At 43.6% G+C, this 25,224-nt stretch carries 21 protein-coding genes; 14 read left to right on the top strand and 7 right to left on the bottom strand.

The window, feature by feature from the left end; all coding sequences use genetic code 11:
* Nucleotides 1-51: 51 nt before the first annotated feature.
* Both PH210_RS17060 and PH210_RS17055 read right to left on the bottom strand, forming a co-directional pair.
* Nucleotides 52-1,473: a sensor domain-containing diguanylate cyclase gene (locus PH210_RS17060; RefSeq protein WP_289987194.1), complete on the bottom strand. Its 1,422-nt coding sequence runs from the start codon at nucleotides 1,471-1,473 to the stop codon at nucleotides 52-54.
* Nucleotides 1,474-1,895: 422 nt separating this feature from the next.
* Nucleotides 1,896-2,390 (bottom strand): sigma-70 family RNA polymerase sigma factor, encoded by a 495-nt coding sequence (locus tag PH210_RS17055; protein WP_289987193.1) that lies wholly within the window; start codon nucleotides 2,388-2,390, stop codon nucleotides 1,896-1,898.
* A gap of 449 nt (nucleotides 2,391-2,839) precedes the next feature.
* On the opposite strand from PH210_RS17055, the gene PH210_RS17050 reads away from it, so the two are divergent.
* The 9 genes from PH210_RS17050 to PH210_RS17010 all read left to right on the top strand — a co-directional run bounded on the left by PH210_RS17050 (nucleotide 2,840) and on the right by PH210_RS17010 (nucleotide 13,350).
* Nucleotides 2,840-3,580: a GntR family transcriptional regulator gene (locus PH210_RS17050; RefSeq protein WP_289987192.1), complete on the top strand. Its 741-nt coding sequence runs from the start codon at nucleotides 2,840-2,842 to the stop codon at nucleotides 3,578-3,580.
* 50 nt (nucleotides 3,581-3,630) lie between these two features.
* A complete protein-coding gene (locus PH210_RS17045; RefSeq protein WP_289987191.1) occupies nucleotides 3,631-4,443 on the top strand; it encodes a fructoselysine 6-kinase in 813 nt (270 codons plus the stop codon).
* A gap of 30 nt (nucleotides 4,444-4,473) precedes the next feature.
* Nucleotides 4,474-5,763 carry an ABC transporter substrate-binding protein gene (locus PH210_RS17040; protein ID WP_289987190.1) on the top strand — a complete coding sequence of 430 codons (1,290 nt, stop codon included), beginning with the start codon at nucleotides 4,474-4,476 and terminating at the stop codon, nucleotides 5,761-5,763.
* A 59-nt stretch (nucleotides 5,764-5,822) separates the two neighbouring features.
* Nucleotides 5,823-6,710 carry a carbohydrate ABC transporter permease gene (locus PH210_RS17035; protein ID WP_289987188.1) on the top strand — a complete coding sequence of 296 codons (888 nt, stop codon included), beginning with the start codon at nucleotides 5,823-5,825 and terminating at the stop codon, nucleotides 6,708-6,710.
* 68 nt (nucleotides 6,711-6,778) lie between these two features.
* Complete coding sequence (locus PH210_RS17030; protein WP_289987186.1) at nucleotides 6,779-7,603, top strand: carbohydrate ABC transporter permease; 825 nt, start codon at nucleotides 6,779-6,781, stop codon at nucleotides 7,601-7,603.
* 85 nt (nucleotides 7,604-7,688) lie between these two features.
* The gene (locus tag PH210_RS17025) at nucleotides 7,689-8,666 is read left to right on the top strand and encodes an SIS domain-containing protein (protein WP_289987322.1); all 978 of its coding nucleotides are present in this window, start codon (nucleotides 7,689-7,691) and stop codon (nucleotides 8,664-8,666) included.
* 165 nt (nucleotides 8,667-8,831) lie between these two features.
* On the top strand, nucleotides 8,832-9,845 hold the full coding sequence (locus tag PH210_RS17020; protein ID WP_289987185.1) for an SIS domain-containing protein: 1,014 nt from the start codon (nucleotides 8,832-8,834) through the stop codon (nucleotides 9,843-9,845).
* 12 nt (nucleotides 9,846-9,857) lie between these two features.
* Nucleotides 9,858-10,865, top strand: a complete 1,008-nt coding sequence (locus PH210_RS17015) for an SIS domain-containing protein (protein ID WP_289987183.1) — start codon at nucleotides 9,858-9,860, stop codon at nucleotides 10,863-10,865.
* 205 nt (nucleotides 10,866-11,070) lie between these two features.
* Nucleotides 11,071-13,350: a M30 family zinc metallopeptidase gene (locus PH210_RS17010; protein WP_289987181.1), complete on the top strand. Its 2,280-nt coding sequence runs from the start codon at nucleotides 11,071-11,073 to the stop codon at nucleotides 13,348-13,350.
* 162 nt (nucleotides 13,351-13,512) lie between these two features.
* On the opposite strand, the gene PH210_RS17005 is transcribed toward PH210_RS17010, so the two are convergent.
* Both PH210_RS17005 and PH210_RS17000 read right to left on the bottom strand, forming a co-directional pair.
* Nucleotides 13,513-14,865, bottom strand: a complete 1,353-nt coding sequence (locus PH210_RS17005; protein ID WP_289987179.1) for an N-acetylmuramoyl-L-alanine amidase — start codon at nucleotides 14,863-14,865, stop codon at nucleotides 13,513-13,515.
* 245 nt (nucleotides 14,866-15,110) lie between these two features.
* On the bottom strand, nucleotides 15,111-16,412 hold the full coding sequence (locus PH210_RS17000; RefSeq protein WP_289987178.1) for an NCS2 family permease: 1,302 nt from the start codon (nucleotides 16,410-16,412) through the stop codon (nucleotides 15,111-15,113).
* Nucleotides 16,413-16,582: 170 nt separating this feature from the next.
* Here PH210_RS17000 and PH210_RS16995 point away from each other — a divergent pair, with 170 nt between their 5' ends.
* Nucleotides 16,583-16,891 (top strand): coiled-coil domain-containing protein, encoded by a 309-nt coding sequence (locus tag PH210_RS16995; RefSeq protein WP_289987177.1) that lies wholly within the window; start codon nucleotides 16,583-16,585, stop codon nucleotides 16,889-16,891.
* Between the two features lie 102 nt (nucleotides 16,892-16,993).
* Here the strand turns inward: PH210_RS16995 and PH210_RS16990 are convergent, their stop codons facing one another.
* Nucleotides 16,994-18,199, bottom strand: a complete 1,206-nt coding sequence (locus PH210_RS16990; RefSeq protein ID WP_289987176.1) for an aminotransferase — start codon at nucleotides 18,197-18,199, stop codon at nucleotides 16,994-16,996.
* Nucleotides 18,196-18,699 carry an Lrp/AsnC family transcriptional regulator gene (locus PH210_RS16985; RefSeq protein WP_289987174.1) on the bottom strand — a complete coding sequence of 168 codons (504 nt, stop codon included), beginning with the start codon at nucleotides 18,697-18,699 and terminating at the stop codon, nucleotides 18,196-18,198. The genes PH210_RS16990 and PH210_RS16985 overlap by 4 nt, the downstream gene beginning before the upstream one ends.
* Nucleotides 18,700-18,890: 191 nt before the next feature.
* Between PH210_RS16985 and galE the strand changes: the two genes are divergently transcribed.
* Together galE and PH210_RS16975 are read left to right on the top strand one after the other, a co-directional pair.
* Nucleotides 18,891-19,862 (top strand): UDP-glucose 4-epimerase GalE, encoded by a 972-nt coding sequence (galE, locus tag PH210_RS16980; RefSeq protein ID WP_289987173.1) that lies wholly within the window; start codon nucleotides 18,891-18,893, stop codon nucleotides 19,860-19,862.
* A 262-nt stretch (nucleotides 19,863-20,124) separates the two neighbouring features.
* Nucleotides 20,125-20,958, top strand: a complete 834-nt coding sequence (locus PH210_RS16975) for a YitT family protein (protein WP_289987172.1) — start codon at nucleotides 20,125-20,127, stop codon at nucleotides 20,956-20,958.
* Nucleotides 20,959-21,006: 48 nt separating this feature from the next.
* On the opposite strand, the gene PH210_RS16970 is transcribed toward PH210_RS16975, so the two are convergent.
* Nucleotides 21,007-23,037: a molybdopterin-containing oxidoreductase family protein gene (locus PH210_RS16970; protein WP_289987171.1), complete on the bottom strand. Its 2,031-nt coding sequence runs from the start codon at nucleotides 23,035-23,037 to the stop codon at nucleotides 21,007-21,009.
* Between the two features lie 139 nt (nucleotides 23,038-23,176).
* Here PH210_RS16970 and PH210_RS16965 point away from each other — a divergent pair, with 139 nt between their 5' ends.
* Nucleotides 23,177-23,455, top strand: coding sequence for a SemiSWEET transporter (locus tag PH210_RS16965; RefSeq protein ID WP_289987170.1), 279 nt, complete (start codon nucleotides 23,177-23,179; stop codon nucleotides 23,453-23,455).
* Between the two features lie 227 nt (nucleotides 23,456-23,682).
* Entirely contained in the window at nucleotides 23,683-25,191 is a 1,509-nt protein-coding gene (locus tag PH210_RS16960) for a S8 family serine peptidase (protein ID WP_289987169.1), read from the top strand.
* Nucleotides 25,192-25,224: the final 33 nt, after the last annotated feature.

Below are 25,224 nucleotides of genomic sequence, written 5' to 3'. Positions count from 1 at the left end.
TTATTGGATCAATTAAGTATCCTATTATCCAAAGCATTACAATAATAAGATTTAGACATTTTCCAACGCCTTATAAATCGCCTTTTTCTTGTACATCTCCTGATCTGCTGACTCTAGTATTTCCTCGAGCGTAACCTTTGTCCCTGGCTTATAGTGGTAATATCCGTGGCTTGCCGAGATTTCGTATGGCTTCTGATTGGAAACGTTAATCTCATGGAAGGCATACTGAATGTCAGCCCACACTTCCTCGACGTTTTCGACTTTCTTTTTAAAAAAGATCACGATAAATTCGTCCCCGCCTAGGCGGAATAACACGTCCTGGTGATTAAGGTTTTCGCTAATGGTCTCACAGCACGTTTTAATCAGATCGTCACCAATTGAATGACCATAACAATCATTGACGATTTTTAAATTATTTATATCAATATAGCAAATAATAAATTCCTGCGTATCCTCCTTAAGCAATTCTCTTAGCAGCTCAATGCCGCTGCGGCGATTGCGAATGCCAGTCAGCATATCAATCGATGCATGCTGAAGGAGCTCGGCCTCTTTCTTTTTCATGTCGGTAATATCAGTCGAATCGATTAAAATGCAGGTGTCCTCAAGGTAATCAACCAACTCGAAATTAAGAAGCGACCATTTCCATACGTTAGCTGTAATTTGCTGTTCTGTTACATAATTTTTAATGCTTTTTTCCTTTAATAGCCTATTTAAAATTTCCTGCTTTTCATTTGAACTGCTGAACAAAAAGCTTGCATTAACTTGTTCCGGGTAATATTCGACCGCTTGTTTATTCATGAGGACAATCTCATCACTATCGAGCTTTGTCAGAATTAACGGGTTTGGATTCAGATTAAATAGTCTCTGAAAACTTTCCTCATTCCGGCTAAGCTTCTGCTTGTTTAAAAAATCATTTTTTCGAAACGAATAGAAGGCTAGTGCAATGGTAAATGAAATGACGGCGGTCCCTGTAGAGTTAATTAATAGGGAGAGGTACGAATAATGATTGGACTCAATTAGATATAAGCCGATTAAGAATAATATATGGACGGTGACATACTGGAATAATAGATTCCTAGGACGAATCGGGAAGATGACCGCCACTCCCAGTAATATTATGATATAGGCGTAAATGTTTCCGGTGAATAGCTGACTGTTGATAGAGGAAACGGCCCCAATCAACAAATAGAGGGAAACATAGCCACTTACAATCAAACCTTTAGGAGCTTTCTTATTCCGATAAATCATAAGAAAAATGAGTGATATCACCAGTCCAGTAAGATGTACGCTTTCGAGCACCAATTTAAACATGGGCCTGTCAAGATTTTTAAAAAATATGAAGTCGACAATGAAAAAACATGGATAGGTGAAAATTAGCATATAGGAAACGAGTTTTATTCTTTCAAATAACTGCTCGTCATTCACTTGATTGAATTCTTGTGTTGTTACTAGATTCTTAGTGAAGGATTTCAAGTTGATCCTCCTTTTTTCTATTTATCCTCGGTATTTTAGCATATTTTTGAGGAAAGAAAAGGGAATTTGTGTTTATTTTAAAATAAAAGAGCCGAAAACGGGGACCGCATTCCCTTTATCAGCGCATTTCCTATGTTTATCAGCGCATTTCGCGTGTTTATCAGCGAATCCGGCCACTTTTTCAGCGAATCGAAATTTAAAAGAGATGGAGGATTATTCTTACCCATCCAAATAAGGCCAGCCATAATGGGATGCTTAGCGCTGTACCCCATAGCAATCCTGTGAAAAAACTTTCCCGCTCTTCCATTAAAACCACTCCTACTTGAAAGAATTCCTTCATCAGTATGGTCAAGTTCGTGGATAGCTATTACTTAAAATAGCAAACAGAACAGCGGAAAAATGGAGAAGCGTGTCAGGTAGAATTAAATGTTTTCGACAGAATGAATTAAGTCCTTTATCTTTTCCCTCGCACCCGTGCGCCATTGTTTGACAGCTGAGACCGAAACCTTCTCCCGTTCGGCAATCTCTCTAATCGAATATCCGTAGAAGACCGAATCGAGGACCCATTTTCTTTGGCTTGGCGTCAGCGTGGAGCAATAGGTTAATAGAGTTTCTTTTTCTAATGGACAGACTGAACAATCGTCTTCAATACCCGCCCAGAATTCTTCCTTAAGATAAAGGTTTCGTTCGCTGTCCCGATACGATTTACGTAATTCCATGAGAAGATGGCCGCGAATATAGGAGTAGGCATAGTTGGTAAAGCTCCCTTTTTCAGGATTGAAGCGCCTGCTTGCCTCCCACAGAGCGATGAGCGCCTGCTGGTAAAATTCGTCCTTGTTTTTGTATAGATGGAGCGAGTTGATAATCTTTTGGATCATCGGCTGGTACTGTTCTACTAATTGTTCGAAGCTTTCCAATGGTAAATTCCTTTCAGAAAGCGCGCTATACTTGTATTCCCGGGTACCTCTACCATAGCCGGAATGGTTCAGCTTATCGAATGTGACAAAATCACTTTTGAAGGGCATTTTGGCCTTGAACCGTCGATTTTTATGCACAAAAGTGATTTTTGGAGCTCATTTTTGCTCATTCGTTAGATTATTGACATAAAAAAATCTTTTGCAAGAATTGCCGATATTTGTTTATCGAAACCTCATTGACGGCACAGAAAATTTGGACTATTCTAAACTCAACCCGCAAGCAATTAATCATCTACTTAACCAGCAAAATTGAAAGCGTTTTAATGGCCCCTTTTTTTAAAAAAAATACTTCAAATGGTATATACCATTATTAAGATTGACAAATTTTTTAGGAACCTCAACAATTAGTTTTAGGAGTGACCATCAACTAAAATAGGGGAATATATCAGATGAGCAGAATGATACGAGACGAAGAGGATCAGGTTCCTTTTTATAAGCAGCTAAAGGAAAAGATTCTGGATGATATTGAGAGTGGAAAGCTGAAGCACGGAGATAAGCTTCCGTCTGAAAGGGAACTGGCCGAGCAATTTCAAATCAGCCGGATGACGGCGAGGCACACACTTTCAGTCCTGGAAAGAGAAGGTGTGGTCGAGCGGCGGGTAGGCGCGGGAACGTTCATAACCAACAACAAAATTGAAATGGACTTTATTACCTTTAATAGTTTTACGAAAAATATGATGAACAAGGGGTTTATTCCCAGCACAAAGGTACTTTCCATCGGAAAGACCGTGGCCAAGCCCCATATCGCCAGGAAATTGAATGTGCCAATCGGAGAAACACTTATCTCCTTAAAACGATTGCGCTCAGTCAATGAAATGCCGGTAGCGATCGAAGAATCGTTTATTTCTGAAAAACTATGTCCAAATCTCGAACAGTTTATCTTCGATAATGTATCTCTCTATCAAATCTTGGAGGATCAATACGGGATTGTTCTAGTTAAGGCAAAGGAGCAAATGCAGGTTACTTTTTCGGAGGAATGTGATAGTAAGCTATTAAAAATCCGCTCTGAAAGTCCGTGTATATATCAGGAGTCCGTCGCCTACGACCCCCACGACCAAGAAATAGAATTTTCCACTTCTTTAACTAGAAGCGATATCGTAAGGTTTTATTCTGAACTGAATCTGAAATGATTTTGTTTCAGATTTACATGAAATGGTATATACCATTAAGGGGGGCTGAGATGAAGGTAATTGGTGTAGGTGACAATGTGGTCGATAAATATATGTATAAAAAAACGATGTTTCCCGGCGGGAACGCCCTGAATTTCGCCGTCTATGCCAAGCAATTAGGGATTGAATCCGCCTATCTGGGCGTTTTCGGGAATGATTTAGCGGCCGTACATATTATTGAAACATTAAAAAGCTTGGATGTGGATATTTCAAAATGTCGCCAGCATAAAGGAGAAAACGGTTTTGCTGCGGTCGATTTAGTTGATGGCGACCGGGTATTTATTGGCGGGAATGGTGGAGGTGTACAGAAGGATCATCCAATTGTTCTTAACAACGAAGACCTCGACTATGTTAAATCTTTCAATCTAGCTCATAGCAGCATCTACAGCGATATGGATACAGAGCTGCCAAAATTGAAGGAAGCGGGCATTCTCGTATCCTATGATTTTTCGAGTGACTACACTGATTCATTGCTACAACAAAATTGCCCCCATATTGATATTGGTCTCCTTTCATGCGGGCAGCTGGCTGTTGAGGAAGCTGAGAATCTATTAAAACGAGTTTATGACTTTGGCAGCAGGCTGGCGGTTGGCACGATGGGCTCGCGGGGCGCGGTGGTTTTTGATGGCGAGAATTTTTACCGTCAAGAGCCGCATTTTGTTCAGCCAGTGGATACACTCGGTGCCGGCGACTCCTTTTTTACAGCGTTTATTCTGCATCATTTAGCTGGAAATCAATTAGAAAGAAGCTTGGAAGAAGGCGCAAAATTCGCAGCCAAAACCTGTCTGGTCGATGGCGCTTTTGGCTATGGGATTCCGTTTTAATTTTTATAAAAATAAGGAGGGTCTATTGCTATGAAAACAAAGCTGGTCTTAACATTCATGTTGGTGTTCGCCCTGTTGCTAGCGGGGTGCTCGAGCTCTTCGTCTACAAAGGAAGATGAGTCAGGAAAAGTAGTGTTAAAGTTTCTGCATAAGTGGCCGCAGCCAGAATACGCTCCCTATTTTGAAGAAGTGGTTAAAGATTTTGAAAAGCAGAATCCTAATATCAAGATTAAGATGGAAGCCATTGCCGATGAACCAATCAAGGACAAACTTCGTGTCATCCTCGGTGGCAACGAAGTTCCGGACATCATGTTCTCCTGGTCCGGCGAATTTGCCCGCAAGTTCGTCCGCGCTAATGCAGCCCTAGATTTGACCCCGTATCTAAATGAAGATACAGCTTGGAAGAACAGCTTTATTCCAGCATCCCTGCAGCCTTTCACCTCTGACGGAAAAAACTACGGTATCCCGCTTAGATTCAATGGTAAATTCTTTGTTTACAACAAGAAAATTTTTGAAAAATATAACCTGCAGGAGCCCGCGACCTGGGATGAATTTTTACAGACTCTCGATACGTTGAAAAAGGGCGGTGAAACTCCGCTCATTCTTGGAAATCAAGATCCATGGGCCGCGATTCATTACTTAACAGGATTAAACCAAAAAGAAGTTTCTCAGGATGTAAGAATGAAAGACTATAATCCAGGTTCAGGCGAATTCACTGACCCAGGCTATGTCAAAGCGATGGAACTGTTAGCAGATTTGAATAAAAAGGGTTATTTTATGAAAAATGTCAACTCCAGCTCACATGATATGGCGAAGCAATTATTCTTCGCCGGCAAGGGCGCGATTATGTATGTGGAACTAGAGGAATTTGCCGATATGGATAAAAACATGAAGGGCAATTGGGGCTTCTTCCCGATGCCGTCGATTGCCGATGGAAAAGGAAACCAGAATTTCATCACCGGCGCACCAGATGGCTTTATCGTTTCTTCGAAAACCAAGCATCCTAAAGAAGCAATCCAGTTCCTGAAATTCTTAACAAGCAAAGAAAATTCTTTGAAACTGGTCAAAGAAATCGGTTGGCCAAGCCCGATTGACGGAGCCACAAACCCAGACACAGCTTTGAAGGAAGTGGCTGAAGGTGTTGAGGCGATGAAGAAAGCAGAAGGCATGGCGGAGTGGCTTGATACTGATGTTCACGCAAAAGTGGCGGATGTGTATTTATCTAATATCCAGCTCTTGCTCGATGGCTCGAAAACACCGGAACAAATTATTAAGGAAGTTCAAAAGGTAGCGAAGCAAGTCCAAAGTGAAGTGGAATAAGAATGAGAAGGGCAGGCAGTTGCTTGCGATTTGCCTGCCCCTTCCTGGAGGGAGAAGATATGACAAGAACCTTTCGCAATAGCCGTACGGCCTTACTATTTATTTTGCCGGCACTCCTTCTCATTCTCATGTTTGTGTTTCTGCCGATTGTCTTAAATCTCTACAATAGCTTATTTAGGTGGAATTCGTTCGAGGTGGGGAGAGCATTTGTTGGCTTAGAGTATTACGGGAGGCTTTTTAAAGACCCGATCTTTTTTACGGCTTTGAAAAATAATTCCTTATACGCGGTCATTTCGTTACTGTTTCAAGTCGGCGGTGGTTTGGTTATTGCTGCTATTTTAGAAGATAAATTGATTCGAAGGTTCCAGCCCTTTTTCCGGACGGTGTTTTTTATTCCGTCTGTTGTATCGATTGCGGTTGTCGGATTGCTCTGGCAGCTCCTTTATAATCCGGAAGTCGGCTTGGTTAATGGTGCCATGAAGGCGATTGGACAGTCGGAATGGGCACGCTCCTGGCTTGGTGATAGTGAAGTGGCCATTTACGCGGTCGTCGCCGTGTCACAATGGCAGTATACCGGATATATGGCGATGCTGTTCATTTTAGCGATGCAAAAAATTCCGTATGAATACTATGAAGCGTCGATGATTGATGGCGCTTCTAAAATTAAAACGTTCCTGTTTATTACCTTGCCGCAGATTAAGGAAATGATTCTAGTTGGCACGGTGATCACCGTGATTGGCGCGTTTAAGGTGTTTGATGAAGTGTACATTATGACTAACGGGGGGCCGGGCCGTTCGACGGAAGTGCTGGGGACGATGCTGTACCGGGCGGCTTTCCGAAATGATGAAATGGGCTATGCCTCAACAATCGGAACGGTGATTTTTGTGATAACGCTGACCCTGTCTTTGGTTCAGTTGAAATTAGGGAAATCGGGACAGGAGGTGTAGCGGGTATGGAACCTTTGGTGAATACGGAAAAAGTGGCGGAGTTTCGCAGTTCGCGGGTTAACTTGACCTTGGTCAAAAATAGATTGTTTCAATTTGTGGTGTTCATCTGGTTTAGTGTCTTCGCTTTATTGATCATTTACCCGATTATCTGGCTTGCCTTAAGCGGACTGAAATCGAATAGTGATTTTTTCCTGAATACGTGGTCGCTGCCAAAGGAATGGCTGTGGAGCAATTATAAAGCTGCCTGGGACGCGGGTATCGGCAAATTCTTTTTAAATAGTGTGCTCGTGACGCTTGTTTCAGTGATGGCGGTGCTGCTGCTCGGGTCGATGGCGGCTTTTGGCTTGAGCCGTTTCCATTTTAAAGGTCAGAATCTGGTGCTTGTTCTGATTTTAAGCGGTCTAATGCTGGCACCACAGGTCAGCTTGATTCCTTTGTTTAAATTGCTGCAGGGGCTGGGGCTTTACAATACGTATTGGGCGTTAATTCTTCCGTATGTGGCGTTTCAATTGCCGTTTGCGATTTTCTTAATGAGATCTTATTTTTTATCCATCCCGCGAGAGCTTGAGGAGTCTGCAATTATCGATGGGTGTAATAGCTGGAAGGTGTATTGGCACATTATCATCCCGATGGGGAAGCCGATTATTGCTTCCTGCGCGTTGCTGGCGGGGATGAATGTCTGGAATGAATTTATGTTCGCGCTGGTATTCGTGGAGGATTCTGCGCTTCGAACGATTCCAGTTGGTCTAATGAATTTGCGCAGTCAATTGAATACTAATTTTGGAATCCAATTGGCCGGCTTAGCGATTTCTGCGCTTCCGATGATTATTGCCTATATTCTCTTTCAAAAACAATTTGTGCGCGGGCTGTCGGCTGGCAGTGTGAAGGGGTGATTAGGGGGAATGCTTCCCTATTTCAGCCTGATTGGTTTAAATGGTATATACCAAATCAATGTAGGGTTCTTTTTATGCCAAACAGATAAAAAAGGAGGACAAAAAATTGTTAGCAGACGTTAAAAATGCCTTAGAGGTTTTCAAAAAACGTGAAATTGACCGAGTTTATTTCGTCGCATGCGGGGGATCTTCCTCCCTGATGTATGCCAGTAAATATGTATTAGATCGTGAGAGTGCAACAATCGATTCTGATTTATACAGCCCCAATGAATTCATTCACCGTAACCCGCGAAAGCTCAATGAAAAATCATTGGTGATATTGTGCTCTCACTACGGAAAAACACCAGAAACCGTGGAAGCGGCCCGCTTTGCACGCGAAAAAGGGGGATTAACCGTTTCATTAACCTTTGATGCTGATGCACCGCTGGCCCAAGAGTCTGAATATGTCATTGTTTATGAAGATGGCAAAGAAGTGAACGAATCACCTGCGATTATGCTTGAGCTTGTTTTCGGACTCCTTGCAGCTAAAGAAGGTAATGAAAGATTCAATGATGTTGTTTCTTCATTAGAAAACCTAGGGCCAATTTTAGAAAAAGAAAAGGCGAAATTTTTATCACGGGCAAAGGCGTTTGCGGAGTCCTATAAGGATGACAAGGTTATTTACACAATGGGCAGCGGCGCTAACTACGGGATTGCCTACTGGTTTGCGATATGCCTGCTAATGGAAATGCAGTGGATCCATTCCCATGCCCTCCATGCCGGCGAATACTTCCATGGACCATTTGAAGTGCTAGATAAAGACGTTCCAGTCATTCAGTTGTTAGGTTTGGATGAAACTCGTCCGCTAGAAGAGCGTTCCTTAGAATTCACCCAACGGTACGGTGAAAGAGTCGTTGTCCTTGATGCAAAGGAATTCGACTTAACGGCCGTGGCCGACAGTGTTAAAGGCTATATTGCCCCACTTGTATTACAAACCGTGCTCCGCCAATACGCTGAAGAGCTGGCCGAAGCCCGCAACCACCCGCTAAGTACCAGACGATACATGTGGAAGGTCCCGTATTAAAAGGAAAGTTAAATTGGTGTCAGGCACCAAAGAAAGACATTTTCACCATTTTGTCCGTGGTGGGAGGACATTTCTCTTTTAGGTAAGGATGTACACTGTAGGCGTACGAATGTCCATTAATGGCCTTGGCGCCAACCAACTAAAATAAATTTTGGAGGTATAACCATGTTAAAGTTTGATGCTGAGTTATTTTTAAAGATTTTAGGACAGGAAGCGCTGGCACAAAGGCCGGAGATTGAGCGGGTGGTGGATGAAATCGCCACGAAGGGGTTTAAGAATATTTTCCTTATCGGATCCGGCGGGACAATTGCAATGATGTACCCATTTGAATATATTTTGAAATCAAATTCTTCTCTAGAAGTTCATACAGAGATTGCAGCGGAGCTGCTTGTCATGAACAACCGTCATCTGACAAAAGACTCTGTTTGTGTATTTGCTTCTGTCACCGGTACTACGAAAGAAACGGTAGCCGCCGCCCAGTTCTGCAAGGATAAAGGGGCGACGACGATTGGTCTGGTAGCGAAGGCAGGCACCCCGCTCGCTGAAGCAGTCGATTATTGCATTTTGGCTCCTGATGAAAAGCATTCATTTGATACCTTCTTTCTATATTTGCAGCTCTTGACCTTCCGTCTCATCCATAACAACGACGAATTCCCGCAATATAATCAATTTGCAAAAGAATTGGACCTTCTCCCGCAAGGCATGGTCAAGGCGCTCGAAGCCTTTGACGAACGGGCGGAGAAATTCGCCATCAAGCACAAGGATACTGGGTACCACATGCTGGTCGGGGCGGGCAATCTTTGGGGCAACACTTATTCCTATGCGATGTGCATATTAGAGGAAATGCAGTGGATCAAGTCTAAATCGATCCATGCCGCGGAGTTTTTTCACGGGACGCTCGAGCTTGTCGAGGAAGATACAAGCGTTATCCTCTTTAAAGGAGAAGATGAAACCCGTCCGTTGGTGGAGCGGGTCGAGCGATTTGCTGAAAAAATTACAAAAGAGCTATTCATTCTGGATACAAAGGATTATGCCTTGGATGGAATCAGTGAGGAGTTCAGGAAACATTTGGCCATTAACGTGAACTGGGCCTTAACCGGACGAATCAGTGTGTATCTGGAGCGGGAACGAAATCATCCGTTGGAGCTGAGACGCTATTACCGGAAAATGGAGTATTAAGGGGGGAATGTGATGTTCAATTTCGACTCGGAACGGTATTTAAGAATTCAAAAGGGAGCGTTGTCTCTTAAGGATGAGCTGGATGCGGCCATTGATTCCATGTCAGAAATAAAAAATATATTTTTTGTAGGTACAGGCGGCGCCGCGATTCTCATGTATCCTGCTGAATACATCTTAAAAACGTATTCTACCCTGCCTGTTTTTACGGAAATCTCATCGGAATTAATGGTGATGCAGCATCAACACTTAAACAAACATTCCTTAGTGATTATGCCTTCCTTATCCGGTACCACCAAAGAAACGGTGGCAGCGGCGCAATTTGCCCGTGAAAAAGGGGCGACGACCATCAGCCTGGTTGGCCATGCCGATACACCGTTAGCGAAATTAACGGATTACACCTTTGTTAATTTTGCGAAGGACGATACCTCATGTGAGTCGTTTTACATCCAGTCCTATTTGATAGCGTTCCGCCTCATGTATAAACGAAAGGAATTCCCGCAGTACCATCAATACATTGATGAAATGAAACTGCTGCCAGACGCACTTTTAAAAGTAAAGGAAGCAGCCGAGCAGCGGGCTTCCGCATTTGCCCAAAATCATAAGAGAACGTCTTACCATATTCTTTCCGGTGCAGGCGTAGATTGGGGGCAAACCTATTACTACGGGATGTGTATTTTAGAAGAAATGCAATGGATCAAAACCCGTCCTGTCCATGCCTCCGATTTCTTTCACGGCACGTTAGAGCTGGTGGAGAAGGATACGAGTTTAATTCTGCTCAAAGGCGAGAATCGCACCCGCCCTTTGATAGAGAGAGTAGAGCGGTTTGCTGAGCATTACTCCAGAGAGGTAACCGTTTTTGATACGAAGGATTATCAGTTAGAGGGGATTTCGGAGGAATTAAGGGGTTTAATCTCACCGATCGTGTTTGCGAGTCTTCTCGAGAGGGTCAGCTGCCATTTAGAAGCGCAAAGGAACCATCCGCTGACGACGAGACGGTATTACAAAAAAGTTCCATTTTAATGATCGGAGTCTTCACATTTTGTGGAGGCTTCTTTCAATTTGCATCCGGTTCAAAAATTTGGCAGAAATCTGCATCACTAGATATTAGCGCTAAACTGGTTCAATCACTACATAGGGTTGCTTTTGGAAATAAAATGGGAATGAAATTACGAGAGTTTAATAGTAGAATACTAATAGACTTTTAATGGAAATGGGGTTTTAGGAATTGCGGAGATTTGCAGCGGTATTACTTGCGCTTCAGCTAGTGCTGGTGCCTTCGGTGGGGTTTGCCGAGGGGATGGATTCGGCGGCGGCCGCGCCTGAGAAGACGATGAGCCAGAAATTATCTTCGGAAAAAGCACCGAAGCAGTCGGTAAAGAAAGCGGATTTTATGGATCCGCAGGATTATCCTTTAATTGCGAAGGGCGATTTTGTTGATGATTTATATGATAGTGTTGGCAGTTATCATTATATTTATTTTGATGATGTGACTTCTGTTAGTTCAGAACTGATGAATGTGAAATTGACCTACGAGTCAGATACATCTACGGAAAAGGATAGTCTTTTGACCCTCGAACTTTATAAAGAAGCGGCGGGTTCTTTGGAATTCTTAGGCAGTGCGGATTATGATATGACTGGGTATAATGGCGTTTATTTAAATACGGAACTGGCCAAAAGTGATTTCAGCGATCAGCCTTATATTTATATGAGAATAGGAATTTCGAAATCTAGTGATGATCCTTACTATGCTGATGTGCTTACTTTTAAGGTGGCAAATCCGTTTTATGCTGCGCCAAGGGACATTGGACCGGACGATCGATATGCGGTAATTAGTAATGAGTCTGTTGATGGAGAGGCCATTCAGGCCTCCGGGGCTTTTAATGTGAAAAAAATGAAGGTCACGACCAATGCTAGTTTGAATCGTGATGCGTATAAGATTGACTATAATAAACCATTTGACCATGCAGCTTATAAAGGCAAACTGGTTCGAAAAAGTGCCCGGTCTTTGATGCCGGCATATAAAATCGGTGATCAAAAGCTATTTTGGGTGTCCGATCTAACGACGAATACAGATTCGCAAATTAATGCCCGCTTAGCTTACAGCGGAGCCAAAGCGAATGTATGGGTTTATGATAACCAAATTACTGATTCTGATGCTGAAAAATTGGGGACGGAATTTGACAATAAGATTTATTCCTCTGTGACCACTAATTTTGGGCCGGAATCAGATGTGGACCATGATGGAAAAATAAATATTTTATGCTATGACATTCAGGATGGATATTCGGATACGAGTGACGGCGGCTATATCGCAGGATATTTTTATTCCGGGGATTTATACAATGTCGATCATTCCAATCAGTCTGAGATTTTTTATATGGATACGTACCCGACAATGGGCATCGGTTCGGAAAAGGATGTCACTGGCGCGTATGAGACACTTGCCCACGAGTTTCAGCATATGGTGAACTTCAATCAAAATGCGTTGATTGAAGGAAATAGTGAGGGCATGGATACATGGCTGGATGAAGCTTTGTCGATGGCGGCCGAACAAATCTATTTGGGTCACGGCCTTTCCGACCGGGTTGAGTATTATAACCTTTCTTCGTCCATCAGAAATGGACATTCTCTGTTGTATTGGGATTATTACGGAGATACGCTTGCCAATTATTCGCTGTCTTATTTGTTCGGTCAGTATCTAAAAATTCAAACCGGGCAGGGAAATCGGATTTTTAAAGAAATTTTAGCAGATCCGAATAATAATTATAAGGCGATTGAGGATGTTGCGAAAAAGTATATCAGTCCAGATATGACGTTTGGAAAATTAATGACCAATTTCCGAATTGCGCTTTTATTAAAAGAAGGATCCGGTCCGTACGGATTCAAGGGTGATCCTTTCTTTAATACGCTGAACGAGAAAATTTTTACCGGCAGCTCTGTGAATTTGCACGGCGGCGGCGCGGTTGTGACAACTTATAATTCGAAGGATGGATTTGTCCAGCCCGCTGCTAAAGGTAATAATGTAAGTTATACCTTTTTTAAAAAAGGACAAGAAAATAATGGGGTTCCACTGCGGTTCGGCTGGGTTTTAGCAAATGGCAAGTGGTATTATTATGATTTGAAAACCAGTGAGATGCGGACCGGCTGGCTGTTGGACAGCGGCAAATGGTACTACCTTGATGCGAGCGGCGTGATGAAGACGGGCTGGTTAAGGGATGGGGGTAAATGGTACTATCTGGCTGGAAGCGGCGTGATGAAGACGGGCTGGCTGAAGGATGGAGCTAAGTGGTACTATCTGGATGTGAGCGGTACAATGCGGACGGGCTGGCTGAAGGATGGAGCTAAGTGGTACTATCTGGATGCGAGCGGTACGATGCGGACGGGCTGGCTGAAGGAAGGAACCAAATGGTACTACCTGGACAGCAGCGGTGTGATGAAAACCGGCTGGGTAATGATCAGCGGTAAATGGTATTATTTTAATACTAGCGGTGTTTGGGTAAAGTAGGATTTTTATAAAATGAGGAAAAGGCCGGATTCTGCAAGGATCCGGCCTTTTGTGGTAAAGGGGCGGGGCGTCGCAATAGTGCATTTGCAAACCAGTTTTTATTGTAATATTTATTAACACTTTATGGACTGGTTAAGGTAAGCTCTGCTCAAACCGCCATTATTATTTGTTGATGTCATTGAGGACAGTATCTAGATTAAGTTTCGCGAAGTTAATCATTCGTTTGTAGAGGTCCAATATGGATTGTCCGTAAGTGGTGCCTGGGACAGCCCATTTCCCATTTAAGGATGTCCAAGTTGGAGCAGAACCTCTTGTTACGAGATTGAAGCGGGGATCAACTAATGGATATTGATTTGGCAATGGCTCAGTAGAAGCGTAAGCGAATAGGTGCTGAAGGTGGGCGAGTACTCCTTCTTCCTGGGTTTTAAAGGCAGCACCTGGATTACTTGGTCCTGTAGCGCCAATTCCGGCATAGTTGTTTTGTTCAGGCTGGACCACACCGGTAAAGCGGAAAAAGTCGGTTTCGTGCAAGGCTTGAGCGAAGGCGATGTCACCTCTGATTCCATAATATTCACCGAAGGTTAAATAATATTTGCCAATCTCAATTGCGTTCGGGTTGACTGATTTTACGAACAAATTCATGTGTTCTGGGGAGAGATAAGTCGGGCCAAGGATCGAATAGCCTGTTGGGGCTGCAGGTGTAGGGCTTGTACTTGGAGCTTCGGCCTCAATGAAGGCATCTGTAATTCCGGCGTTTTTGACCTCCTGCAGGCGGGTTTCGGCATTTGTACGGCTAGAAAAGGAGCCAGCCTGAACACGATACCGGGTTTCACCAGAAATCGTTGTGGTCACAACAAAGGATTCAATGCCCACTGAGTGCAGGAAGGCAACGCGCTTGTCTGCATTGTCTCTCAGCTTGAAGGAACCGGCAATGACTTTGTAGATGGTTCCGGCGGGAGCAGTGGATTTTGGCTGCAGGTTAAATGCTAGTGCAATTCCGTTGGCATGACCTTGAGCGACATTTTGACGCCAGGAAGTCTGCTTCATGAGGGCGGCATCTTGGGAGTTGTCAATGAAGCCGTTTTCGGATAGCATGGCTGGCATCTTCGATTCACGAAGGACATGGAAATTAGCCTTTTTCTTACCGCGGTCCCTAAGTTGATTCAGCTTGATGACTTCGGCATGGATAATATCCCGATATTTTGCTGTTGTTGATGTGTCCGACAAATTGCTGTGAATATAATCCTCGTATCCTGTGGCAGTGCCGCTGTCGGCATTGATGTGAATAGACAAATAATAATCAGCCTTCCAAGCATTTGCCTCATTCGTCCGCTGGCTTAAGCTTTTTGTAATATCGCCAGTGCGGCTCATCATCACTTCAATATTTTCATAATTATTTAGTAAGATAGTACGGATTTTTAGCGCAATATCTAATGTTATATCTTTCTCGTTTAGACCATTTCCCTGGGCTCCTGGGTCAGTGCCGCCGTGTCCTGGATCTAAATATAGTTTCATTTAATCTCCTCACTTTTTTATATAGTGGTACATCTATATGGTATGAGGAGTGATAGTATACGTGAGGGTGCTTGTCCTGTTTTAACTCGGAATTTTTTTAGAGGCAAAACAAAAGTCCAATTCTGATACGAATTGGACTTTTGTTATAGGATAACAAAATTCGACTTTGAGAATTGTCCAGCTTCAGCGCCTAGCCCCTCGAGGTTTCTTGTCGGGGCTGACCGAGGCGCTTTCGCTTTTCTTATTTAATGCTGTAAAAATGCAAGCTGATAAAAGAACAACACAGCAAACACGTATAACAATGGATGTACATCATGCCATTTGCCTTTGACTAATTTTAATAGCGGATAGCTGATGAATCCAAGTGCGATTCCTGTTGCAATACTTGATGTTAATGGCATGGAAAGAATCGTCAGGAAGGCAGGGAAAGCTTCGTCAAGCTCGTCCCAGCGGACTTTCGCAATACTTCCCATCATTAGACTTCCGACAATAATAAGTGCAGGTGCTGTAATGGCGGAAATTCCTGAAACGGCGCTGACGAGCGGGCCGAAGAATGCAGACAGGATAAACAGGGCAGCGACAGTAAGTGAAGTTAAGCCTGTCCGTCCTCCGGCTGCGACGCCTGATGATGATTCAATATAAGCAGTGGTCGGGCTCGTCCCAAACATGGCGCCGATTGCCGTCGCAATGGAATCAGACAGCAATGCCTGACGCGCCCGCGGAAATTTTCCGTTTTTCATCAAGCCTGCTTGGTTGGCGACACCGATCATCGTTCCGGTCGTATCAAAAATCGTTACAAGAATGAAAGAAAATACAACGGCATAAAGACTGTGCTGAACCACATCACCAAATGCGGTGATAGGATTCCCAATCATAAGCCCTTCTGGCAGAGAAGGGAGGGCCATAAATCCATTTTTAAAGGAAAGCTGACCTGTGAAAAAAGCGATGAGACCAGTCACAATCATTCCAAAAAATAATGCTCCATTTACGCGCAGCACCATTAATACAAGGGTCACAGCGAGTCCGACAAGCGTTAATATCGCCGATGGGGCATGGAGATCGCCCAGCCCAACAAGATTTGTCGGATGTGCCGTAATAATTTTTGTCAGGCGAAGTCCTATAAAAGCTATGAATAAGCCGATTCCAGCGGTAATCCCATGTTTAAGATTATCCGGAATGGCATCGATTAATTTTTCCCGTAAAGGAGTTAACGATAAGATGACAAAAATAAGACCGGCAATAAAGACAGCGGCAAAGGCTGTTTGATAGGTGATACCCTGGTGGCCGCCGACGACAGAATAGGCAAAATACGCGTTAAGCCCCATCCCCGGAGCGATGGCGATTGGATAGTTGGCGAAAAGCCCCATCCAAAGAGTCCCGACCACCGCAGCGATGATGGTTGCCGTGAAAACCTGCTGGAACGGCACGCCAGCATCAGCAAGAATAACGGGATTGACCACCACGATATAGACCATCGTAAAGAAGGTCGTAATCCCCGCAAGTAGCTCTGTTTTGGCATTTGTATGATTTTCATTTAGTTTAAACATTAAGGTTCCTCCGAAAACACGAACATTTTTGAAATACTTTAATATATTATTCGTTTTCTGCGAGATTTTCAATCATTATTTTTTGAGTAAAAATGGAAATATATCGGATGATGTCGATAGTAGGATGAAAAATTGGTGTATAATAATGGTTAAAATAGGAGGTGACATACTTGGAAAAGAAACTAGATAGGATGGAAGAGATGTTATCTAGCATCATTTCGATAGTAGGAAATATTAATCAGCAACTGCAGGAAATGAAGATCGAGCAGCAGGTAATGAAGAAAGAACAGCATAAAATGAAGAATGACCAGCAGGGAATGAGGAAGGAACTAGCCGCCATGGATAGCAAAAATGAGGCGAAAATTACTGAAATACTTAATATCGTGACTGACATTAGGGCAGAACAAGAACATATCTGGGAAAAATCAGCTCGAAATGAAAGAGAGTTAGCTAAACTTAAATTTCACCTTCAGTTATAATTTAACTTCCAAATAAATGCTTCTATTGATCTTCAAAAAATAAAAATTCCCATTATAATTTAGTAAAGCCCAATTCCTCACACAGAATTGGGCTTTCCACGTTTATTTCAATATTTCCACCGTATTTTCCCCATAGACACCCTTCGATTCCAAAAAACGCTGCATTCTCTTGAGCGCTTCTTGAAGCTGGGCCATCGAGGTAGCATAAGAACAACGTACATACCCTTCTCCGCTTTCACCAAACACATGGCCAGGGACTACTGCGACTCGTTCCTGCATCAGCAGCTCTTCCGCAAATTGTTCCGAGGTAAGGCCGGTTGCTTTAATGGATGGAAACACATAAAAGGCGCCGCCGGGAATGTGGCAATCCAAACCGATCTTATTCAACGTCTGGACGACAAAGTTCCGCCTTCTGCGATAGCTTCGTTTCATCGTTTCCACATCATGAAAACTGTTCCGGAGGGCCTCAATTGCACCATGCTGCAGCATCGTCGGTGCACACATCGTTGTATATTGGAAAATTTTCAGCATAACTTCCACAAAAGGTGCTGGAGCCGCAAGTAAACCTAAGCGCCAGCCGGTCATTGCAAAACCTTTGGAGAACCCGTTGATTAATATGGTTCGGTCATACATGCCCTCAAGGGCCGAGAAGCTCGTAAAGACTTCATCATAGGTTAATTCCGCGTATATTTCGTCTGATACCACAATTAGATCATGTTTCTCGACGATTCTGGCGATTTCCGTCAGTTCCTCCTTGTTTAAGGAGGTGCCAGTTGGATTGTTCGGAAAACAAAGCAAAATTGCTTTTGTTTTTTCCGTGATGGCATTTTCGAGCTGCTCAGGTGTCAATTTGAACCCATTCTCAGGCGAAGTTGAAAGAGCAACAGGTGTGCCTCCGGCAATCGATACTAATGGGGCATAGGAAACAAAGGCTGGTTCCACAATCAAGACCTCATCACCTTGGTTTAAAATCGCCCGGAAGGCGAGGTCGATGGCCTGACTGGCTCCGATTGTCACAATAATTTGATTTTTAGGATCGTACTCGACCCCAAACCTGGTTCCCAGATAGTTGGTGATTTCTTGCCGAAGCTCCAGCAGCCCCGGATTCGCCGTATAGGCGGTTTCGCCCTGTTCTAAGGATAAAATCGCTGCTTCGCGAATGTTCCAGGGAGTGATAAAGTCAGGTTCACCGACTCCCAGCGAAATCACGTCCTTCATACTGGCGGCCAAATCGAAAAATTTCCTTATGCCGGACGGCTGAAGCTCTTTTGCTGTTTTGGAAAGATAATGGGCGTAATCCTGTTTCATGGTGAAACCACCATTCGTTTATCTTTCTCATCACCGCCGCCAAAGATGACCCCGTCATGCTTATATTTTTTCAGCATGAAATGGGTGGTGGTGGAAATGACATTATCAATCGTTGATAATTTTTCCGATACGAACGTGGCAATTTGTGTCATCGTTTTACCTTCAACAGTTATCGACAAATCGTAAGCACCGCTCATAAGATAGAGGGAAGTCACTTCCGGGAAACGATAAATTCGCTCTGCTACCTCATCAAAGCCGACCCCGCGCTTCGGAGTTACTTTTACATCAATCATTGCAATGATGTTTTCCTGGCCTTCGACTTTGCTCCAATCGATTAAGGTCGGGTAACTGATAATGATTTTTTCCTGCTCTAATTTTTCAATCGCCGCTTTAACTTTTTCTTCGCTGCTAAGTACCATGGATGCAATCGTTTCAACGGAAAGCTTATGGTCTTCTTCGATGATTTTTAATATCTCAATTTCTTCACTGCTCAGTTTCATGGTGGGGCCTCCTAAAAATTAAATCTTATTGTTGATTTTAATAGTCGAAGTAGGAAAATACAATGAAAAAAGATGCCTGTCACCATGAGATTTTATTAGGGAATTATTAGCAAATACACCTGACAAGCGGTAGTTGGCTAAAAGTGCTATAATACTTACGGTATAGAATTTAATTTAAGGGGAAATGAACTATGATTCTCGTTGTCGGCGGCGCTGGTTACATTGGCAGCCATCTTGTGAAGGATTTAGTCGAAAAAGAAGAGGTCGTTGTATTGGATAACCTGACTACGGGTCACCGCGAGGCCGTTGATAGCCGGGCTATTTTTGTTAAGGGAGACCTTGGCAATGAAGAGGATTTGCAAATGATCTTTAGAAGCTATCCCATCAAGGCGGTCATGCACTTTGCGGCCAATAGCCTGGTTGGAGAGTCTGTTGTTGATCCTTTAAAATATTATCAAAATAATGTGGCCTCTACTTTAACATTGTTGAAGGTCATGATGAAATTTCAAGTAAAAAACTTTATTTTCTCTTCTACAGCGGCAACCTATGGCATACCGAATGTGGAAATCATAGATGAATCAACAATGACTGCACCAATTAACCCATATGGTCATTCTAAGCTGATGGTCGAGCAGGTTCTGGCTGATTTTTCCAAGTCCTATGGTTTAAATTATGTGGTGCTTCGTTACTTTAATGCAGCAGGAGCGCATGACTCCGCGGTGATTGGCGAAAGTCATGATCCGGAGACGCATTTAATCCCGATTGTGTTGCAGCAATTATTAGGTTCTCGGGAAAAGGTGTCTGTGTTTGGGGATGATTATGACACTCCGGATGGCACATGTATCCGCGATTATATCCATGTTACTGATTTGGCTGCCGCTCATATTCTTGCACTTGAGGCGCTTTTGAGTGGGAAGAAGTCTGCTGAGGTTTACAATTTAGGAAATGGACTGGGCTATTCTGTGAAGGAAGTTATCGAGACCTGTGAAAAAGTAACTGGGGTAAAAGCCAATGTCGAAATGGCCGACCGCCGTGCTGGCGACCCGGCCAGACTCGTCGCTTCTTCCGCTAAAATCCTTAATGAACTAGGCTGGAAAGCCCAGCGAAACCTTGAACAAATCATCGGCGATGCCTGGAGATGGCACAAGGAGCAGAAATACTAAAGAGTGTGGTGTCATTGTAGTGTCATTGCAGTGTCATTGTGGTGTCAGGCACCATTCGTGGACAAATGTCCTTATGTAGTGGACGGATTGGCGATGTTTGAAACCACGATTTTTATGGAAGGGCAGAGACGGATGTCTCTGTTCTTTTTTTTATGCCTCCTCAATTTAGGTTACTAGTGTCCGTCATTTTGTTGTATCATTATTGGAAGAAATGATTTTGTGAGCTCTAAATGGAGCGGCATAATAGAAGGATGGCATTTTAATGAGGAAACTGTTTAAAGATATGCTTTTCATTATACTGGGTGCGTTTATTTTTGCGGTCGGAGTTAATTTTTTCACGATTCCCAATCATCTTTCCGAAGGCGGACTTTTAGGTATTACCATCATTTTGCACTATTTGTGGAATTGGTCACCTGGGGTCGTGAACTTTGTTTTAAATGCTGTGCTGATCGTGGTCGGCTATAAATTTTTTGAAAAAAGAGCGTTTATTTATACGCTGATTTCGATTGCGGCCTGCTCAGGGTTTTTATTTATAACAGAGGATGTCAGCAAACGGATAACGGAGGATACCCTGCTTGCTTCCCTTTTTGCGGGATTATTAGTGAATGGCGGGATTGGATTTATATTTCGTGCGGGCGGAACGTCAGGCGGAACAACCATTATAGCTAGGCTGGCGACACAATTTTTCGGCTGGAGCCTTGGCAAATCTGTGCTCATTATTGATATTATTGTGGTGGCAGGGTCGATTCCGATTATTGGTTTGGAAAAGGCGATGTATACACTTTTGATTGTGTATGTCGGGGCGAAGGCGATTGATTTCATCGTTGAAGGGCTTGATGAGCGGGTCGCCGTCTTGATTATCTCGAACACGCCAGAGCAGGTGCTCGAAGGGATTACGAATAAAATGTCACGCGGCTTGACTGTTTTAGACGGACGCGGCGGCTACACCGGTCAGAACAAGGAAGTCCTCTATATCGTCATCAATAAACAGGAAATCATCCAGTTGAAAAATATTATAAAATCAATCGACGAAATGGCCTACGTCACCGTCCACAACGTCCACGAAATGATGGGCAAAGGTTACAAAGCAAGCTGAACAAAAGCTCCTTGGTAAGAGAACCCAGGGAGCTTTTGTTTGTAAAAATTAATTTTTTTCTATGCTGACACGGCCCGAAAAGAAGGTGGCGCCGCCGCCCATGTCGGCAATCCGATCCGGGGTGAGGACGTTAACCAACTGTTTCGTTCCATTTTCGTCGGCCCAAAGTCCCTGGCTGACGACGACTCCTGGGAGGACGCTCTCACCAATTGAAACCTTCAGCGTACATTCCCCGCGGTCATTCCAGACCCGCACCATTTCGCCATCTTGAATGCCAGCTGCCAGGGCATCCTTCTTATTCATATGCAATCGAGGTTCTTTTTCCAGGTCAACATGCTTCTGGTTGTTAGAAAAAGTAGAATTTAAGAAATTATGATTTGGCCCAGGCACAAATTGATATGGATGATCCCCATCGTTCAGAAGAGGAATATAGGTTGGAAGCGGCGGGTGTCCGTCTTGCTTCATCCTCTCAGAATATAATTCTATTTTTCCGCTAGGCGTTGGAAGTTTTCCAGGAAACAACGGTTTCACCTTGGCTTTCAGATAATTCGACTCGGCTAACCCTTCAAAATTAATTCCTGCCAAATATGGATTCCTTGGGTTATTCAGCGTACCTTCAATCATCTCTGCCTCAGTTTCTTTAAAGGCTGCTTCATCACCGAATCCCATGGTATGCGCCAGCAAGCGGAACACTTCGACATTTGATTTAGCTTCACCAAATGGTTCAATAACCGGCTGCTGAAGCTGGGTATAGTGGTGCCAGTAGGACGTATAAATATCCGTATTTTCAAAGGAAGACGTTGCTGGCAAGACAATATCGGCATACTTAGCCGTTTCGGTTAAAAATAAATCGTGAACGACGGTAAATAAATCTTCTCGGGCAAGGCCTTTTCTTACTTTATGACTGGACGGAGCAACAACTGCCGGGTTTGAGCCGTAAACATAGAGGGACTTAATAGGCGGGTCAAGGGACAGCAATGCTTCACCGAGCAAGTTCATGTTCACGATACGAGTATTTTTATTTTTCAAAAGGTTAGGGCGCTGCAGGTATTCCGTATTCAGTGCCAGGTACCCCGAATTTCCTTTAATCGCACCGCCGCCTTTGACAAGCCATTGGCCGGTCAGGGCAGGCAGACATGCAACGGTACGGACGAACATCCCGCCATTGTCGTGATGCTGCGGCCCATTTCCAATTCGAATAAACGATGGAGACGTTTCTCCATACATTCGTGCGAGTTTGTAAATGTCCGCAACTGGAACTCCAGTGATGGCGGAAACCGTCTCTGGATTGTACTGCATAACATGTTCCCGGAGCTCTTCGTGACCAACGGTATAGGTTTGGAGAAAGTCCTGGTCCACCATATTTTCGGCAAACATAATTTGCATGAGCCCAAGGGCGAGTGCGCTGTCTGTGCCGGGTAAAATCGGAATAAACCAATCCGCTAATCGGCCTGTTTGGTTCTTATGAACATCGATGACGATGATTTTAGCACCGTTCTGCTTTCGGGCTTTTTGAGCAAGGGCGACTTGATGCATATTGGTGCTGGCAGCATTGATGCCCCAAAAGAAAATCAGCTTCGAATGGATCGTATCTTCCGGGTCGATTCCTAGGCTTCCGCCCATCGTATATTTATAGCCAACGGAGCCGGCTGAAGAGCAAATTGTTTGATCGAGTCTGGAAGCACCGAGGCGGTGGAAGAAACGGCGGTCTATTCCTTCCGCGCTGAGCCTCCCCATGTTCCCATAAAAACTGTAGGGGAGGATGCTTTCCGGACCATCTGAATGAATAAGTTCCGACCAGTGCGCCGTAATCGTTCTCAAGGCTTCTTCCCAGCTGATTCTCGTGAACTTTCCCTCGCCTTTGGGTCCTATACGTTTCAACGGGTATTTCAATCGATTCTCATCATATATCCGTTCCGTCATATTCCGTACCTTGTTGCAAATATGCCCCTTCGTTACCGGATGCTCGGGGTCACCCTCGACCTTGACGATTTTCCCGTCTTTTTTATGTAAAAGCAATCCGCACTGATCCGGGCAGTCAAGCGGGCAAACTGAATGAAAAATACCGTTTCGCTCCATGAAAAATCTCCTCTCAAAAAGGATGGCTGCCATCTCTTCATTAATAGATATGCAGGGTTGTATATTAGTATAATGGAAGAGGTGCTTAGGTGCCAGAGACGAGGTTTTTGGTTTATATAAGTTACTAGGGGGCAGGTCGATGGAGGACATTGTATCCATTTTTGGTTATTTGGCTGCAATTTTAACAACGCTTTCATTTCTTCCGCAGGCAATTAAAACGATCAGAGAAAAGAACACGGAAGGCATTTCATTTATCATGTACGGCATGTTCACCGCGGGAGTACTGTTATGGCTGATTTACGGACTGTTTATAAAAGATATCCCCATCATTGTAGCCAATTTAATTACCTTGATTTTAGCGTTAACGATATTATTTTTGAAGATGAAATATAGTGGTAGAGGAACAAAAATAAAATAAATAATTTGTAGGACCTCTCCGCCTGTGCAGAGAGGTCTTTTTGATGAAAAAAAGAATTTTGACGAGATATGGAGTTTTGCCGGTTTACTAGAAAATTTTAAATAAAGACAAGCTTAGGCAAGTTCTGCGTCTGGTGTCATTCTTTATCGAGAAGTATTTGTTTTCAAAGGGGAATTAATAGTTTTAAAATTAAGAGCGTTGGGACAAATATAGAGGAGGTCTTGCTTGTGAAGAAGAAACAAAGAGGAATGGCGATCGTCGCCAGCAGTGTTTTAGCAATGTCTCTATTAGGCTTTTCAACTAGTGTTCACACATCTGCAAGTGTGCAGACTGTAAGCAAAAACTATCTAATTGCTTATAGTCAGTCTTTACCGAAGAACTATCTAGCGGAAATTAAGAACGCTGGTGGGGAAGTATTAAGGGCTATGCCAGAGGTTGGCGGGTTGGAGGTTCGATCCTCAAATCCTAATTTCCTTAGTCAGTTGAAGTCGAGTGCAACTATTGTTGCGGCTAATTCTGAAAGGGTTTACAAATTAGAGGATGGTACCCCTGAAGGAGCAGATGGTAAGAGAGTTGATATTACTCCAGATGCTGACGGTACATATTGGAGCTCCCAATGGGATATCCGTCATTTAACTAACAAAGGGAAATCATTTGCCATAGAGTCTGGTGGAGCTAAAACAGCGAGCGGGAAAGTTACTCATAAGGCTGTTGTCGGTGTAATTGACTCGGGGATTGATGCAGGACACCCTGATTTAATTGCAAACTTTATCGGTGGAATGAACTTTGTTCCAGCCGGTGGCTATTTTGGTGGAGTTCCAGAAGAAAAAGGCAAAACAAGTGATGTAACAGATACAAATGGACACGGAACACATGTGGCCGGTTCCATAGCCGGGAATGGAAAAATTAAAGGGGTCGGACCAGACCTTGGAATCCGTGCTTACCGAATTTTCGATGCATCTGGAAGTGCTCCAACCTCTCCAATTGTAGAGGCGATCGTCCAAGCAGCTAACGATAGCGTCGATGTAATAAACATGTCAATTGGCGGGTTCGATAATTTGAAGTATTACCTTGATGGTACTCGTTTTAGTGATATTGCTGATGTCCTTCTTTGGAAACGGGCCATCAGATATGCTGTGAACAAAAATGTTACCGTTGTTGCATCAGCGGGAAATAGTTCGCTGGATTTTGCAGATAAAAAATCACTGACGGATTATATGAATGTTAATTATGGGGGCGACAACCTAGTTTATAAAGGTGTTGCCATTAATACACCTGGTGGTCTTCCTGGTGTCATAACTGTCTCTTCTTCGAATGAGTGGTCTACAGATAACCTAGCCTTCTATTCCAATTATGGAAATGGTTATATTGATGTAGCAGCTCCTGGTGGTGACAACGGTCCTGTTTATGATGGCTTTTTCCGACAAGACCCTGCTGGTGACTATTTAAGTAAGCGTGATTTTACTTATCGGGCACTGTCAACTTGGCCAAGAGGCTTGGGCAGATATGCTACTATGGTCGATAATAAAGGCTACGCCTACCTACACGGAACATCCATGGCCTCACCAAAAGTAGCTGGAATCGCCGGTGTCATTAAGGCGGCTCACCCAAATTATACTCCAGCACAAGTGAAGGCCTTAATCGAAAAGACAGCCTTAGATTATGGCAAAAAGGGTCACGATGAATTATTCGGTTCTGGCGAAGCAAATGCCTATACTGCCTTAACGGGTAAATAATATTAAAAGCCTTGCTGGAATGATTCCTTTCCA

This window comes from Paenibacillus sp. BSR1-1, assembly GCF_030403775.1.
Taxonomy (GTDB): domain Bacteria; phylum Bacillota; class Bacilli; order Bacillales; family Cytobacillaceae; genus Neobacillus.
This window is presented reverse-complemented; position numbering and strand designations above follow the sequence as displayed.